A 15,175-nucleotide genomic window follows, 5' to 3' on the forward strand; every position below is an offset into this window, starting at 1 on the left:
TCGACGTCGCCTGTGCTGGACGATGTTCGTGTCGGTGAATCCTGACGACGTCGTCCTGCTTGTGGTGGAAGGTTTCTCGTGCTCCTCGTGGCCGCGTCAGTAGTTGACGACTACTGGCTGGGCCACGCCTTCCTCCGGTCGGCATCGTCGAAGTCGCCTCTAAGCGGTGACATGGTCTGATGGATCAACATTCGAAAGGGAGGGTCCACGTGAACCAGTTGCCGGCCAACAAACGCTCGCTCGGACTCGCGGCCCGCCTAGGATTCCGGCCGGTCAGCACCTTCGAATGGTTCGACGCCGAGCAGACACTGTGCCTGTCCAGCCTGCACTCGTTCAAAGCTTGAACGACGCGGTCGCCAGACCCATTCTGATCGGCAACATCAGCGCATCCCCCTACGGCCGGACCGGAAGTCTGCGACACACCGCGCAGGTGACGTCACTTCCCATCGACCCGAGGCGAGCCTGAAGCGACTCGGTGACAGCGGAATTCGCCGACAGTGATGTCGACATTCAACGCCCCGGCCACCGTGGCGGGAACAAGGAAGCGATCGACTGGCCCGCGCGCGCGTGAAGGGGACGAAGCGCTACGCCGACGGCGAAACGGCTACGCGCTGAGGCGGATTCGCATCGATAATGAGCCGTGAAGATCGATGTTCGAGAGGTCGGAGGGTGAACCGGATGGACGATGTACTGCTGACTCCGCCAGACGTCGAGGAGGTGCGGCTACTCGCGCGGGGTGTGGTCACGGCCGCGCAGGGGGACGATGGTCTGACGCCGTTGCAGCAGTTGCTGATTCCCGCGCTGTTCCTGTCCATGACCGGCCACGCGGTCGAGTTGGCAACATTGGAGTCGATCACCGCGCCGGAATTCGCGGTCGGATTGGCTCGGCGTAACCGGATCTTCCGTGAACGGATCGTGCAGACCATGCTGCTGGCCGCGCTGGTGGTGCGGCCGCTGCCGCCGGTGGTCGCGACCCGGCTGCGGGAGTTCGCCGACGCTTTGGACGTCGACGACGACATGATCGCGGTGGCGCAGAAGTACGCCGAAGGCGCCATCGATCTCGCCGCGGTCGATTTCGCACGCAACGGATACCTCGGCGGTCTCGACCCGCGCAGGCTCACCGCGCTGCACACCGAGAGTCTGGACAGTTCCTGGGGTCAGATCAGCGACGACCCGGCGCTGGCCGCACGCTGGGCGTCGCTGCGCGACCTGCCGGTGGGCACCCTGGGCCGCGGCGTCGCGGACTTCTACCGCGATCGCGGCTTCGTCACCCCGGGGCTGCCTGGTTCGGCGCCGCCACTGCTGGCCCAGCACGATTGGGTGCACGTGCTCGCCGGATACGGCACCACGTTGGAAAACGAGATCGAGGTCTTCGCTTTCATGGCACGCGCCAACGACGACCCGCGCGCTTTCAGCTTGCTCGCCATGGTGGTCTCCCTCTTCGAAACCGGCTATCTCCACGCCGGCGCTGGCCTGTTCGAGGCGAACGAGGGCCACCTGCGGACCGAGGGCATGGCCACCCGGCTCGCCGACGCCATGCGCCGCGGCGCCCTCACCCGGGGCAGTCACGATTTCCTCGACCTGGACTGGTTCGGTCTCGCGGACCGCCCGATCACGGTGGTGCGCAACGAGATCGACCTGACGCCCAAATCGTCTGCCGCGGTCGCCGCCGGATCGGTCGGCCCATGGGAGGGCGGCGGCATCACTCCGTACCAACTACATTCAGCCGAGCAAGCAGCAAAAGCTGACGGACGACCATATGTCCCATGGCAACCCGACCCGTCACGCGATTGATCGGTCGCCGGTCATCGTTGTTCGTCATCCGCACCTCTTCCTCGCCCGGCACTCGATGGTGCGCCCAACTTCGGTGCCTGGAAGCCACCGATCTTCTGTTCGAGCAGTTCGGCCAGCCGCAGCGGGGTGCGGTCCTCGAACATCGGACCGATGAGCTGCACTCCCACCGGCAGGCCTTCGGGTGAGCGGCCCGCCGGTATGGCGGTGGCGGGCAGGCCGGGCATGGTCGCGAGACCGGCCCAGACGAGCTGGTCGAAGTACGGATACTCGACACCGTCGATGTCGATCCGGCGTTTCAGCAGATCAGGGTCGTGGTCGTGCGGGAACGCAGGAGTCGGCGTGATCGGACACACCACGGCATCGAACTCGGCGAACAGCTGCCGCCAGCCGTGGCGGTGCAGCTCGCGACGGTTGTTCACCGCCAGCCAGTCGCGGTGACTGAACACCATCGCGCGCAACCGGGCCGCGTCCAAACTCTGGTCGTCCGCGCTCAGTTCGGCTGCGCGGCTTCGCAGTTGCTCGTATTCGTCGACGGGAAAGTATGCGACGGAGCCCGAAAACAGCAACTGCATGTAGAGCGTCGAGGCTTCGGTCACATCGGGCAGCAGCGAACTGTGCCGTTCGACGCGGGCGCCGCTGTCGACAAGCGCCTCGGCCACCCGGTTCACGCCCGCCCGCACAGCGGACCCGGTAGGAATGAGCGGATGCTCGTCGATGACCAGGACCCTGAAGTCGCAGAGCCGCTCGTGGCGCGCGGGCGGCAGCGTCACGTCGTACGCGACGCCGAGCGTCAGCGGGTCCGGTCCGGCCATCACGTCGAGCAGCAGCGTGAGGTCGCGCGCGGTGCGCGCCATCGGACCGACGACGGCGAGGTCGAGATCCACCGGCAATGCCTGCGCGGGCGGCGCGACCATACCTCGGGTCGCCGCCAGCCCGAGTGTCGGCTTGTGCGCGTAGACACCGCAGAAATGCGCGGGGGTGCGCAGCGAACCGGCCATGTCGGAGCCGATGGACAGCGCGCCGAATCCGCACGCCAGGGCCGCCGCCGAGCCGCCGGAGGAACCACCCGACGTGCGAGCGTGATCCCACGGGTTGTTGGTGGTGCCATAGATCTCGTTGAAGCTCTGTATATCTTGCAGCCCGAGCGGCACATTGGTCTTACCGAGCACCACCGCGCCTGCGGCCTCGAGCCGCGACACCTGCACCGCGTCCTCGGACGGCACGTAGTTCCTCTGTAACGGCATGCCCCAGGTCGTGGGCAGCCCGGCCATGTTGTAGGACTCCTTGACCGTCACCGGGATACCGAGCAGCGGCCGATCCTCGCCGCTGGCGCGCGCCTGGTCGGCACGGCGCGCGGCGGCCCGCGCACGGTCGAAGTCCGGCACACAGATCGCGTTGATCACGTCGTCGTCCCGCTCGATACGGGCTATTGCCTCGTCGGTGAGTTCCACCGAGGTCACCTCACCGGCACCCAAGGCAGCTGAAAGCTCTTCGGCCGATCGAAAATTCCACTCCATGAATTCGACGGTATCGGTCTGCCACGGCGGACATAAAACGCCGCTTCGCGCAAACGGGAAAGTCGAACGGGTGGCCTTCAGTTCGAATTAGCGCACTCGTTTTGTCATATCCCAGGTCACGGTGTCGGCAGAGCCGACTCGATTGGCGCAGGCCATGAAATGGCATTTCGCACAACGGGATAGATATCTCAATTATCATTGCTGCGCTCAGCGTCGGGTGAGCCGCGGGTGGCCATCGGTTACGACGCGCTCCGGGCAAGCCGACGCCGCTGGGCGGTGGTGAGGCGATCGGTGCGTGCGACCACGGAAAACGCCGGACCTGTTGCGGCGCACTGCGACCGGGGTCCGCGAGGTCGCGGTGGTGTCCGGCGTCGTGCGGCGCCGAAGTTACTTGGTCGAGGGGCCAATCCAGCGCGGCGGCAAGCTGCTCCGGGATGAGCGGTGTGCCTGCGTGCACGAGCGCGGCGACGACGGTGAGCGCGTGCTCGCCCGCCGCGCGAGCCGCTCGCCCTCACCGCGACCTCGCTGCCCCACGCCAGCGACCCCGCCATCGAGGGACCCCGCTCCCGCCACTACACGAACTGTTCGACTCGAGCCCCGACGCCGCGATCCGCGACGCGACCGAGCTGGACGTCTCCATTGTTCGGCGCGGCGGGCGCCACGATCTCCACCGCCGGTGACCCGCACCGCTTCTTCGCAGCCCTGCTCGGCGGCCAGCTGCTCCGCCCAGCCGAACAGGTCGAGATGTTCCGAACTGTCCCCACCGAGAATTGGATCGCGCACACCTGCTACGGTCTCGGCATCTCCTCGGTGACGCTGCCCTCCGGCGTCGCGTTGTGGGGTATGGGCGGCGCGCTGTTCGGTTCGTGGACATACGCATACGGCGCCCGCGACGGCGGTCATGTTCTCGTCGCCGATATCAACGCCGCCTGGGCGTACGGCGACTGGCACGATCCGATCGGCGTATTCACCGATCTGCTCGTGGCCGAATTCGACTGACCTCGGTCGTCCGCGGAGCGCGCGAGCTGAGTCAGTTCGTCCAGATAGCGGTCACCGAGCGCTACGCCTACGAGATCGCCGGAGTTGGATTCGAGCGGAAATGTGGACCGGTCGCCGCGTTGCCATGAGCTGGACGATTGCTCAGTGTCGTTCTGGTGCCTTGTGTTCGGGGGATTTGGTCCTGGCGCTCGTGTCGACAGTCCGTGACGAAATTTCTGTGGCAGGGTGGCGTTCCGACTGCGTTTGTCGCCGAGCGCGACAGCCGATCTTTGTTGCCGAACTGAAGCGGAAAGCAGGGATGATGGTCCGTACGCGTTTCGAGTCGATCGGTGCCTACACACCGACAACTGTCCGCTCCACCGAGGATTTGACCGCCGCGCTGGCCGTGCCGAAGTCATGGGACCTCGAGCGGATCACCGGAATCCGGAATCGGCGCGTCTACGACAGTCATCCGGACCGGTATGAATCGTCTTTCGACTTGGCGCTGCGGGCGATCGCCGACTGTCTGCACCACTCCGGCTACACCGTCGATGAACTGGATGTCATCATCTCGGCCTCCATCACCCGCACCCGAGGTAAGGAAATCTTTTGTTATGCACCGTCTTTCGCGGTGATGTTGGGTCGTGCCACCGGTGCCGACGCGGCGCGGTGTTTCGATGTGTCGAACGCGTGTGCCGGGATGTTCACCGCGGTGATGGTGCTGGATCGGATGATCAAGGCCGGGGTTGTGCGTAATGGCTTGGTGGTGAGCGGGGAGCAAATCACCCCGATCGCGGAAACCGCGGTGCGGGAAATCAGCCAGCCGTATGACCCGCAGTTCGCGTCGTTGACCGTCGGGGACGCCGCATGCGCGGTCGTCTTGGACGGTCGGGGCGACGACGATGACGAGATCCACTACGTCGAACTCATGACCGCCGCGGACGGCGCCGAGCATTGCGGGGGGATGCCCAGTGACATAACAGGTGGAATGGCAATGTACACCGACAACCGGGCGATGCAGAACGAAGCCCGCTACCAGCAGGGCATCGACCGGCTGTCCGATTTTCTCACCGAAACCGGGCGCGGCTGGGAAAGCGAGAAATACGACTACTGGATCCATCACCAGTTCAGCGCACCCGCGATCGACTACATCTCGGATTTGACCGAGCGGCATTTCGGCACGCCGATGCCGCAGAAACTCAACGTGCTGCGCGACTACGGCAATACCGCCTCGACCTCGCATTTCTTGGTACTGCACGAGCACCTCGCGCAACAGAAGATCCCCAAAGGATCCAAGATCCTCATGATCCCGGCCGCCTCGGGAATCGTCTCCGGATATCTCGCCGCGACCATCTCCCGCTTGGAGGCATGAGCATGGCAACGACGATCATCGCTGCCGCGACGAACTCCGACCTCGATACCGGCAGCTATTTCGAACTGGCTGCACGCGCGGCGCTCACCTGTGTGCAGCGCGCGGATGTCGGCCTCGACGAGATCGGCATGCTGATCAACACGGGGGTGTTTCGGGACAGCAATCTCTGCGAGCCCGCGGTGGCGGCGCTCATTCAGAAGCGGATCGGCCTCGGTCTCGCTTATGAGGCCGGGCGGGCGCCGACGTTCTCCTTCGACCTGATGCAAGGCGCCACCGGTCTGCTGCACGCCATCGTGACCGCCGACGCCTTCCTCGCCACCGGCGCGGTCGAGTACGCGTTGCTCGTCGGGGGCGATGTGCACCCCTCCACCGAGCGCCATGTCACCGATTTCCCCTACAGCAGTGGTGGCGCCGCATTGCTGCTCGGAAGCTCGCCTGCCGCAGGCGGACTCGGTCGGCTCCACACCTCTGATACCCCCGGTCCGATCGACCCGACGGCCTGGGTGGATCTGGGTGAAGCCGGCTCCGAAGGTCGTCGCGTCATCTGTGTTCGTGCCGATGCGCAGGACCCGGTCGATTCGGCCGTGGCGGTCGTGCGCTCCTGCGTGGACGAGGAGGGACTCGACGGAGGCGATTTCGCCGAAGGGCAGGCCCTGCTGCTGGTTCCAGCCAACGTGCCCGGATTCCGCACCAGCTTGGCGAACGCACTCACCATCCCGTCACGGTCGGTGATCGGTTTCGCTCCATCGGTCGGCGTTCCCTATACCGCGGCCCCGGTGCACGCCTACCTGAACGCACTGGACATGGGTCTGGTCGACACCGCGCGCACCGTAATCTTTCTGGCCGCGGACGGGACATCGGCAGCGTGCCTGGCCTACCACCCGCCGCCGGCATCGCCCGGAAAGCGCGCGCTTTCGGGGCGAACGCACGATGTCGATACACCCGGCCGGGCCGCCACCGGAGTTCGTTGATCTCCCGCGAGACCTTCAGGCGGGCGGTGTAGGTCCCTGGCCCGACGCTCCGAGGACCGCGTAGACCGCGGCGCGGACCCGGTCGGCGACGGCGTCGGCGGAGATGACGTCGAACTTGCCGTCCAAGTGCAGGAATGCCAGGCCGTGCACCAGTGCCCAGACGGCATTCGCCATCGCATCCGGGTCGGCACTGGGAAATGCTTGCCGCACAATCGATTTGACGTACTCGTGGATCGCGGTGGTCGCGGCCACGCGTTCGGGGCTGGTCGGATCACAGGGCTCGGCGAACATTACGCGGAACAGGCCGGGACGGGTCAGCGCGAACTGGACGTAGGCGATCGCGATCGCGGCGAGGTCCTCGGCGGTGATCCGCGCGGGATGCGCCGCGGACAGGCGGTCCGCCAGGTCGCGATAGCCCACCGCGGCGACGGCGGACAACAGGGCGTCGCGATCGGCGAAATGGCGGTACGGCGCGGCGGTGGACACGCCCGCACGCCGGGCGGCGGCGCGCAGCGACAGCTCGGCGGCTCCGTTCTCCTCGAGAAGTTCCACTGCCGCGCGCACCAGCGCGGTGGGGAGATCGCCGTGGTGGTACGGCTGGGTCGACGGTGTCATGGGATCAATCTAACAAAAGTTGACAATGCTTACATGCACCCATATGTTAGCGGCGTGCACATCGTGTGCTCGATGAACACGGCTAACGAGAGGAGGTCTGCGGATGTCGAGTGGTTCGGTTTCGAGTGAGTTGTTCTCGCCGCTACATTTGCGGTCCGGCCAAGTCCTGCGCAACAGGATCGCGAAAGCGGCCATGGAAGAGGGGATGGCGGGTAAGGGGCAGCTGCCCGACGAGCGGCTGATCTCGCTGTATCGGCGGTGGGGTGCCGGGGGTGCCGGCCTCTTGATCACGGGAAATGTGATGGTGCACGCCGAGGCGCTGACCGGGCCGGGCGGCGTCGTCCTTGATGCCAACGCGCCGCTGGAGCCGTTCGCGGCGTGGGCGCAGGCGGGCAAGGCCGCGGGTGCGGCCATGTGGATGCAGATCAGCCATCCCGGTCGTCAGGTCGAGGCGCGCATGCCCGGCGTGGTCTGGGGTCCTTCGGATATCGCGGTCGACCTCGGCCGCCACTCGAAGCGGTTCGGGCAGCCGGTGGCGATGACCGCCGAGCAGATCGCCGCCACCATCACGCGGTTCGTGACTACCGCGCAGCGGGCCGAGCAGGCCGGGTTCGACGGGGTGGAAGTCCATGCCGCGCATGGCTATCTGCTGTCGCAGTTCCTTTCTCCGCTGGTGAACAACCGCACCGACGAATGGGGTGGTTCGCTCGAGAACCGTGCCCGGTTGCTGCTCGAGATCGTGCGCGGAATCCGTGCGGTCGTCGCGCCGAAGTTCGCCGTCGCGGTGAAGCTGAATTCGGCGGACTTCCAGCGCGGCGGCTTCGACGCCGACGACGCGCAGAAGGTGATCGGCATGCTCGCCTCGGTAGGCGTCGACATGGTCGAGATCTCCGGTGGCAGTTATGAGAGTCCGGCGATGTCGGGTCGTCCCGCCGACGGACGTACCGCGGCGCGAGAGGCGTACTTCTTGGAACTGGCCGCGGAATTGGCTCAGACCAGCGCACTGCCGCTGATGCTGACTGGCGGCATCACCCGTCGCGAGACAGCCGAACGAGTGCTGGCCAACAATGTCGAGCTGATCGGCATGGCCACCGGGCTGGCGGTCACTCCCGATCTGCCCAACCGCTGGCGCGAGGGGTTGGAAGCGGCCGGGACGCTGAAACCGGTTACCTGGTCGGACAAGTCGCTCGCCTCGGCCACCGAAATGGCGATGGTGCGCTACCAGATGCGCCGGATGGCCGAGGGCAAGAACCCGGCACTCGGTGTCCACCCGGCGTGGGCACTCGTCGCGGACCAGCGTGTTCAGAGCCGGGCGCTGCGCCGCTACTCACGATGGCTCGGGTCCACCGAACGGCACTGCGCTCCCGGGGCTTCCCATTCCGGCGATCCTCTGAACTCGGACGGGTCCGCCTCGCCGCGGATACCGCAGAAAATTGATGTGACCCGAACGCAGCCCCGCCTGCTCTTTGGAGCCGGAGCGCGTCACGATCCCCGCACGCGTCGCGATCGTCGTCACCGGATTCGGTGGCATCGCGACCGCGATTCGATTGCGCTGCAAGGCATCACAGCGATCCGCGGGCTTGTCTCCGGTGGTCTGGATGCGTGCGTCCCACGACCCCGCAGGCGAATCCGCGGCGCGGCGCAACGCTCACTGCAAACTTCGGACAGGGCCGCATGGCCGAGGACCTGCGATCGCTCGACCCGATCAGGACCATTCGGCTCGATGTCATGACGGAAGGTCAACTCGCCCTGCATATGCCGGTCCCCACCTCGATTCGAAGCCGGGGTTGAACGGCTGGTGCACGAGTGAAAAGCGGCAGCGGTCTTATGTTGCCGTCCCGGTCATCGAATACTCCCTTCGGCATGCGGCTATCGCATATCAGCCATCGGTGTCCGTTGCCGGGCGGGGAGACGCCCCGGACCCGGCGGCAGTGAGCCCGCTGAGGAAATCGCGGGTGAGCGCCGCCGCTTGGGCGCGGCTCTGCTGGGAGTCGCCCGTCTCGGCGATGGTCAGTGACATCTCGGTCAAGGCGCCGTAGAAGGCGCTGGCGACGAGTTCGGGCGGGTATGCCTGGATGATTCCGGCATCGAGCAGGTTGCGGGCCGATTCGACGACGAGGCCGCCGAGGTGGCGTTGGTCCAGTTCGCGCCAGCGTCGCCAGCCGAGGGCGATCGGCCCCTGCAAGAGCACGATGTGCCGGTAGTCGGGTTCGGCGCAGACGTCGAGGAATGCCACCAGGCCGCGGTCGACGCGCTCGATCGGATCCGTGGCCGAGTCGATGGCGGCCCTGATGCGTTGTGCCGCACGCTGTTCCAAGTCGTCGACGACGGCTTCGAACAGGCCCTTCTTGCCGTCGAAATGGTGATACAGCGCACCGCGGGTCAGGCCGGCGGCCCGGACCAGCTCCTCGGCCGACAGGTCCGCGTATTCCCGCTCGGCGAACAGGCGCGCCGCGGTGTCGAGCAGCGCCTGACGGGTGTTCTCGACGTACTTGTCACGCAACGACTCCATGCGCTACGTTTACCACATACACTGTGTATCTCGGATACGCGATGCATGGAATTGGGAGCGAGATGGACAAGTCAGTGGATGTCGTCATCGTCGGCGCCGGGATCGCGGGGCTTGTCGCTGCCCGTGACCTGATGCGCCGCGGAACCGAGGTACTGGTTCTCGAGGCGCGCGATCGGGTCGGCGGGAGGCTGCTCAATGCCGAGTTGCCCGGCGGGGAGCCCATCGAGGTGGGCGGGCAATGGGTCGGCCCGGGCCAGCGCCAGGTGCTCGCACTGATCGAGGAACTAGGACTTGCCACCTATCCCACGCATACCTCTGGCCGTCACATCGCCGAGGTCGGCTCCTCGCGTTCGGAGTACACCGGCCGGATTCCCAAGGTGAACCCGCTGGCATTGGCCGATATCGCCCAGACGCAGTGGCGACTGGACCGGCTCGCCCGCCAGGTCGCCCAGACCGAGCCGTGGCTGGCCCCGCAGGCCGAGACACTCGATGCACAGACCTTCGCCACTTGGCTGCAGCGCACCGCGTTCACCGCAGAAGGCCGATCCTTCTTTCAGTTGATCACCGAAGCGGTGTTCTCGGCCGAACCGGCGGATATGTCCGCGCTGTGGGCGAGTTTCTACGTGGGCGCCGCGGGCGGGCTCGACGCCCTGATCAACGTCACCGGCGGCGCCCAGCAGGACCGCGTGGTCGGCGGCACGCAGACCATCGCACTGGCCATGGCGGAGGAACTCGGTGACCGAGTCGTCCGGAACAGCCCGGTCTCGGAAATCGACTGGGACGATGTGGGCGTGCGTGTCCACGCGAACGGCACGATGGTGCGGGCGCGCCGGGCGGTGATCGCGGTGCCCCCGCCGCTGGCCGCGCGGATCCGCTTCACCCCTGGCCTGCCCGGCGATCGGGACCAGCTCGTGCAGCGGATGCCGATGGGCAGGGTGATCAAGGTCAACGTCGTCTACGACGAACCGTTCTGGCGGACAGCGGGTTTGAGTGGTCAGGCGAACAGCGACCGGCGGCCTCTCGGCACCGTCTTCGACAACACCCCGCCCGGCGGTTCGCCCGGTGTTCTCGTCGGATTCCTCGAAGGCCGCCACGCCGACGTCGGCGCGCGTCTCGACCTCGCCGACCGCCGCGCCAAGGTCATCGAGGACCTCGCAGGCTACTTCGGGTCGCGGGCTCGCAATCCCATCGACTACATCGAACGCGACTGGGCCGAAGAGGAATACAGTCGCGGCTGCTACGGCGCGTTCACCGCGCCGGGCACCCTCACCCGCTTCGGACCTGCCCTGCGCCGCCCCGTCGGCCCGCTGTATTGGGCGGGCACCGAAACCGCCACCCGCTGGGCGGGTTACATCGACGGCGCCGCGGAATCCGGCCACCGCGTCGCCCGTGAGATCAGCGCTGCGCTAGTCCCTGTCGCGGCGAACGACTGACATCGATGACCGCCGTTCCGAACCGACCGGAGAGCACACGCGATACCGAGACCGGGACCAGCTCGCCGGTAGCGCGCTCTGTTCGACTGCGGGGATTGCCGCTGGCGAACAGCAGCATGGCGGTGAGTGCGGCCACGCCTGCCACGGTTCACGCGGCGATTGTGGCTCACGCCTGAGCCCCGGCCAGAGAGACCCTCATCGCTCGACCCACGGTTCCCCGGACTGCACCTCGTCGCTCGACCGACGCCGGCTCCATCCGAGCTGTAGTAGCGCACTACTCCAAATCCATCGCCGTCTGAACGGGTTGCACTGCATGCCAATAGGTGGTCGGCCCGTTGGTGCCTGTCCTGCGGCCGCGCTTCTCCGAAACGGTCGTTCTCGTGGGTGTCTCTCGTGCAATTGGCGTAGCCGACTACCCGTGTCAAACCCTGGATAGATCGTCATCCTTAGGAGTGCAAGACGAACTATCGGGCCTGAACGACAACGAGGTCGGTGCGGATGCCGGTGCAACGGCGCGGCGACATCCGCCTGAGTCCGAGAGCGAGCACACGAAAGAAGCGGTTGTCGCGCGAACGGATGAGGCAGGTGATCGACTCGCTCATCGACTTGACGGGTCCTCTGGTACCGGATCGGTGTCGCGGTCGGCAGCCGTGGGGTGCTTACCAGCGGTAGACCGAGACGAGCCCGCTCGACGAGTGTGCCGCAGCTGCGGCGGTCGGGCCCCGAGGCGCTGATGGTTTCCGATCGTCTCACCTAATGGGACGACTGCGTGTGTTCGCGGGGCTATCGGCTTCTCGCCGCCGACTCGGTCGAAGTTGACGGATGGTCACGGCCACGCTGCTCCCGAAACCAGTGCCGCTCGCCGTCGGAGCAGGTCAGCGACGGTTTCTGGTCGGATAGTCGATAGTTACCTCGAGTGCGGATTCGTCGCGCAACGAGCACAAATAGGTATACCCGCGGTCATTCGACCGTCGCGGTCCCGCCGGGATCAAGGGAGAGTGGTGGCATTGCTCCACCACGAATCCACCAAGGTGCCATGTACCGGTACGACACGAAGCACAGCATCGGGGCCGACCACCCGGTGTACGGGAACGCCACGTTGATGATTCCGCGTTGCGGGGACTGCGACAAGCTGCTCGCGCCGCCGAGCGACGCGTGCGGGTCCTGTCGATCCGTCGATCTCGAATGGATACCGTCGTCGGGCCGCGGCTCGATCGTGTCGTGGCGGGTGCTCGAGGGTACCGTGAAATCTTGCGCCGGTTCGGCGCCGTCGACGATCGCGATCGTCGAACTCGACGAGGGCCCGTGGATCTACACGACGATCGAGGGGCAAGTTCCGCCGTCCTCGCATCGACCGGTCCGTGTGCGATTCGAAGCGCCTCCGCGCGGCGATAGATTTCCGGTGTTCACGATCACCGGGTAGCCGGACGCCTCGACCGCCGTCGCTTCCTTTCACCTTTGTCGGCAATATGCCGAGCGTTGGCCGAAGGTAAGCGTATGTTTCCTGGTGTCCGGATACGTCCTGGTGGATCGCAGCCGGGCGATGACCGAGGACGATCTGCTGCGCACACGCCGTGAGGTTGCGATGGGGAGATGGCGCCCGCCGCTGACGGCGGTTGCCCAGGACGCCGGTGGCAATCTGCCACTCGAGCTCACCAGCTTCGTCGGACGGCGCACGGAGTTGTCCCAAGTGAAAAAGCTCCTGTCCGGTGCCAGGCTGGTGACGCTGACCGGGGTCGGGGGCGTCGGCAAGACGCGGCTGGCACTGCGGGCCGGGGCGCAAGCGCAGCGCGACTACGCCGACGGTGTGTGGTTGGTCGAACTGGCCGAGGTCTCCGATGCCGAGCTCCTGGTCGATGTCATGGCGGCCACCCTCGGCTTGCGGGAGGCGACGTCCGATCCGTTGCTCGAGATGCTGGTGAAATTCCTGCGCTCGCGCGAAACACTGCTCGTGCTGGACAACTGCGAGCACATGGTGGAAGCCGCGGCCAGGTTGGCCGAGGCATTGCTGCGGACCTGCCCTGAGCTGCGGATTCTCGCCACCAGCCGGGAACCGTTGAATATCGCGGGGGAGGCGGTGCTGCGGTTGTCGCCGCTGACGGTCCCGGATCGGCATCGGGAGCCGACGCTGGTCGGGCTACCCCACTTCGATGCGGTGACGTTGTTCGCCGACCGCGCCGCGGCAGCGGTGCCCGGCTTCCAACTCGACGAGGACAACAAGTCTTCCGTGGCCGGTATCTGTGCCCAGCTGGATGGATTGCCGCTGGCGATCGAACTGGCGGCGGCTCGGATGCGCACGATGTCACCGGAGCAGATTCTGCAGCGCCTCGATGATCGATACACGTTGCTCAACCGCGGTAGTCGTACCGCGCCGACCCGGCAGCAGGCGCTGCGCTGGTGTGTCGACTGGAGCTACGAGTTGTGCACCCCGGCCGAGCAGCGGCTGTGGGCCAGGCTGTCGGTGTTCGCCGGGAGTTGCGAACTCGACGCCGTCGAGCAGGTATGCGGTTCCGGCATGGCGCCGCACAGCCTGCTCGACGTGCTGCCCTCGCTGGTGGACAAGTCGATTCTGACCCGGGAGGCGTCGCGGTCCGCGGTGCGCTTCCGGATGCTCGAGACCATGCGGGAGTACGGTCGGCAAAAGCTGCGAGAGTCCGGTGAAGACGGGGAGCTACGCCGCCTGCACCGCGAGTGGTACCAACGGTTGGCGCAGGATGCCGAGGCCGGGTGGATCAGCCACCGGCAGCCCGATTGGATCGCCCGGCTCGAACGCGAGCTCCCCAACCTGCGCGAAGCGCTCGAGTACTGCCTCGCCGAGGACACCGACGAGGCGGCCGAGGCGGGGTTGCGCACCGTTGCCGCGCTGCACGAATTCTGGAGCTTTCGCGGCCTCTACAGGGAAGGCCGAACCTGGATCGACCGCGTTCTCGCCCACCCACGCGCGCAATCCATACCCGACCGCATCCGCGCGCTGCGCACCGCGTGCGAAGTCGCCGCGCCGCAGGGGGATTTCCGGGCCGCCGCAGCGTTTCTGGAGGAGGGACGAGCCCTCGCCGAACAGGCCCCGGATCCCATCAGTCAGGGACAGCTCGCCTACGCCGCCGGCATCCTCGCACTCGCCGGGGGTCGAACGACCGAGGGGTCCCGCTCCCTCGAACGAGCTGTCGAGCTGTTCAGCTCGGACCAGACTGGAGAGCTCTATGTCAGCGCTCTGACCATCCTCGCGTGGTCGTACGAGCTACGCGGCGACGTGACCCGAGCGACCGCGCTCTACCGCCGAGTACTGTCCATCACCGAAGCGCAAGGCGAACTGCTCTATCGCTCGGCTGCGTTGCGCGGCTTGGGCATTGCCGCGTGGCAGCGAGGCGACCGGCACCGTGCCCAACAGCTGCTCGAGGAGGCATTGCGAGTCAACCGGCTGAACAGTCCGGTGATCACCGCGTTCAGTCTGGAGGCGCTGGCCTGGACGGTCGCCGACCAGGGTGACGCCGAACGGGCGGCCGTCCTGCTCGGAGCGGCCCAGGGAAATTGGCTGGTGGGCAACAGCGTGCGGGCCGTCCTACGGACCATGTCGCGTTTTCACGAGGAATGTGAGCGGACGACGCGTCATATTCTCGGCGCTCGCAAATTCGACGCTGCCTTTCGGCGAGGCCGTGGGTTCGGTGTGGACGCCGCTGTCGCTTACGCGCTCGGCGGCGAATCCACCGATGAGGCGCCCGCGTCGGGCGCCTCATCGAAACTGACGAAGCGTGAGTGGCAGGTCGCCGACCTCATCGCCCGGGGGCTCAGCAACAAGCAGATCGCCGCGAAGTTGGTGATCTCACCGCGCACTGCCCAAGGTCACGTCGAGCACATCCTCACCAAGCTCGGATTCAACTCACGAGCTCAGATCGCCGCCTGGATCGTGGACGAAGTCAAACAAAACAGTTCCTGAGGCCCGGGGTGCCGAAAACGGCATATGCGGGCGTTCGTCGATCCTGTCG

Annotated in this window: 11 protein-coding genes and 2 pseudogenes; 10 read left to right on the forward strand and 3 right to left on the reverse strand. The window is 66.4% G+C overall.

Annotated elements, in window-relative coordinates; translation table 11 throughout:
• The first annotated feature begins 209 nt into the window (after window positions 1-209).
• Entirely contained in the window at window positions 210-344 is a 135-nt protein-coding gene (locus tag NX1_RS38340) for a hypothetical protein (protein WP_281216021.1), read from the forward strand.
• A gap of 334 nt (window positions 345-678) precedes the next feature.
• A complete protein-coding gene (locus tag NX1_RS06105) occupies window positions 679-1,794 on the forward strand; it encodes a hypothetical protein (RefSeq protein ID WP_068055078.1) in 1,116 nt (371 codons plus the stop codon).
• An 11-nt stretch (window positions 1,795-1,805) separates the two neighbouring features.
• Here the strand turns inward: NX1_RS06105 and NX1_RS06110 are convergent, their stop codons facing one another.
• Entirely contained in the window at window positions 1,806-3,311 is a 1,506-nt protein-coding gene (locus NX1_RS06110) for an amidase (protein WP_068055081.1), read from the reverse strand.
• A gap of 639 nt (window positions 3,312-3,950) precedes the next feature.
• Here NX1_RS06110 and NX1_RS06115 point away from each other — a divergent pair.
• From NX1_RS06115 to NX1_RS06125, 3 genes are all read left to right on the forward strand, one after another.
• The gene (locus NX1_RS06115) at window positions 3,951-4,310 is read left to right on the forward strand and encodes a hypothetical protein (protein WP_068055084.1); all 360 of its coding nucleotides are present in this window, start codon (window positions 3,951-3,953) and stop codon (window positions 4,308-4,310) included.
• 124 nt (window positions 4,311-4,434) lie between these two features.
• Window positions 4,435-5,661, forward strand: a complete 1,227-nt coding sequence (locus tag NX1_RS06120; RefSeq protein WP_307650013.1) for a 3-oxoacyl-ACP synthase III family protein — start codon at window positions 4,435-4,437, stop codon at window positions 5,659-5,661.
• A 2-nt stretch (window positions 5,662-5,663) separates the two neighbouring features.
• Complete coding sequence (locus tag NX1_RS06125; RefSeq protein ID WP_169812187.1) at window positions 5,664-6,632, forward strand: beta-ketoacyl-[acyl-carrier-protein] synthase family protein; 969 nt, start codon at window positions 5,664-5,666, stop codon at window positions 6,630-6,632.
• A 15-nt stretch (window positions 6,633-6,647) separates the two neighbouring features.
• Here the strand turns inward: NX1_RS06125 and NX1_RS06130 are convergent, their stop codons facing one another.
• Window positions 6,648-7,247, reverse strand: a complete 600-nt coding sequence (locus NX1_RS06130) for a TetR/AcrR family transcriptional regulator (protein WP_068055089.1) — start codon at window positions 7,245-7,247, stop codon at window positions 6,648-6,650.
• 103 nt (window positions 7,248-7,350) lie between these two features.
• Here NX1_RS06130 and NX1_RS06135 point away from each other — a divergent pair.
• Both NX1_RS06135 and NX1_RS37740 read left to right on the forward strand, forming a co-directional pair.
• Window positions 7,351-8,601: pseudogene (locus tag NX1_RS06135) on the forward strand (NADH:flavin oxidoreductase/NADH oxidase family protein); the annotation flags it as partial.
• Between the two features lie 281 nt (window positions 8,602-8,882).
• Window positions 8,883-9,038 (forward strand): annotated as a pseudogene (locus NX1_RS37740) (acetoacetate decarboxylase family protein); the annotation flags it as partial.
• 88 nt (window positions 9,039-9,126) lie between these two features.
• Here NX1_RS37740 and NX1_RS06140 read toward each other — a convergent pair.
• The gene (locus NX1_RS06140; protein ID WP_068055091.1) at window positions 9,127-9,759 is read right to left on the reverse strand and encodes a TetR/AcrR family transcriptional regulator; all 633 of its coding nucleotides are present in this window, start codon (window positions 9,757-9,759) and stop codon (window positions 9,127-9,129) included.
• A 62-nt stretch (window positions 9,760-9,821) separates the two neighbouring features.
• Between NX1_RS06140 and NX1_RS06145 the strand changes: the two genes are divergently transcribed.
• The 3 genes from NX1_RS06145 to NX1_RS06155 all read left to right on the forward strand — a co-directional run bounded on the left by NX1_RS06145 (window position 9,822) and on the right by NX1_RS06155 (window position 15,126).
• Window positions 9,822-11,192, forward strand: a complete 1,371-nt coding sequence (locus tag NX1_RS06145; RefSeq protein WP_068055094.1) for a flavin monoamine oxidase family protein — start codon at window positions 9,822-9,824, stop codon at window positions 11,190-11,192.
• Window positions 11,193-12,294: 1,102 nt separating this feature from the next.
• On the forward strand, window positions 12,295-12,615 hold the full coding sequence (locus NX1_RS06150) for a Zn-ribbon domain-containing OB-fold protein (protein WP_068055283.1): 321 nt from the start codon (window positions 12,295-12,297) through the stop codon (window positions 12,613-12,615).
• An 84-nt stretch (window positions 12,616-12,699) separates the two neighbouring features.
• A complete protein-coding gene (locus NX1_RS06155) occupies window positions 12,700-15,126 on the forward strand; it encodes an ATP-binding protein (RefSeq protein WP_068055097.1) in 2,427 nt (808 codons plus the stop codon).
• The last annotated feature ends 49 nt before the right edge of the window (window positions 15,127-15,175 follow it).

This window comes from Nocardia xishanensis NBRC 101358 (assembly GCF_001613365.1).
GTDB classification, from domain to species: Bacteria; Actinomycetota; Actinomycetes; order Mycobacteriales; family Mycobacteriaceae; genus Nocardia; species Nocardia xishanensis.

Bases quoted from the DNA above. Each gene is read 5' to 3' on its own strand.
- NX1_RS06145 (WP_068055094.1), top strand. From the start codon at position 9,822: ATGGACAAGTCAGTGGATGTCGTCATCGTCGGCGCCGGGATCGCGGGG.
- NX1_RS06110 (WP_068055081.1), bottom strand. From the start codon at position 3,311: ATGGAGTGGAATTTTCGATCGGCCGAAGAGCTTTCAGCTGCCTTGGGT.
- NX1_RS06105 (WP_068055078.1), top strand. From the start codon at position 679: ATGGACGATGTACTGCTGACTCCGCCAGACGTCGAGGAGGTGCGGCTA.
- NX1_RS06130 (WP_068055089.1), bottom strand. From the start codon at position 7,247: ATGACACCGTCGACCCAGCCGTACCACCACGGCGATCTCCCCACCGCG.
- NX1_RS06140 (WP_068055091.1), bottom strand. From the start codon at position 9,759: ATGGAGTCGTTGCGTGACAAGTACGTCGAGAACACCCGTCAGGCGCTG.
- NX1_RS06125 (WP_169812187.1), top strand. From the start codon at position 5,664: ATGGCAACGACGATCATCGCTGCCGCGACGAACTCCGACCTCGATACC.
- NX1_RS06120 (WP_307650013.1), top strand. From the start codon at position 4,435: ATGAGCTGGACGATTGCTCAGTGTCGTTCTGGTGCCTTGTGTTCGGGG.
- NX1_RS06150 (WP_068055283.1), top strand. From the start codon at position 12,295: ATGATTCCGCGTTGCGGGGACTGCGACAAGCTGCTCGCGCCGCCGAGC.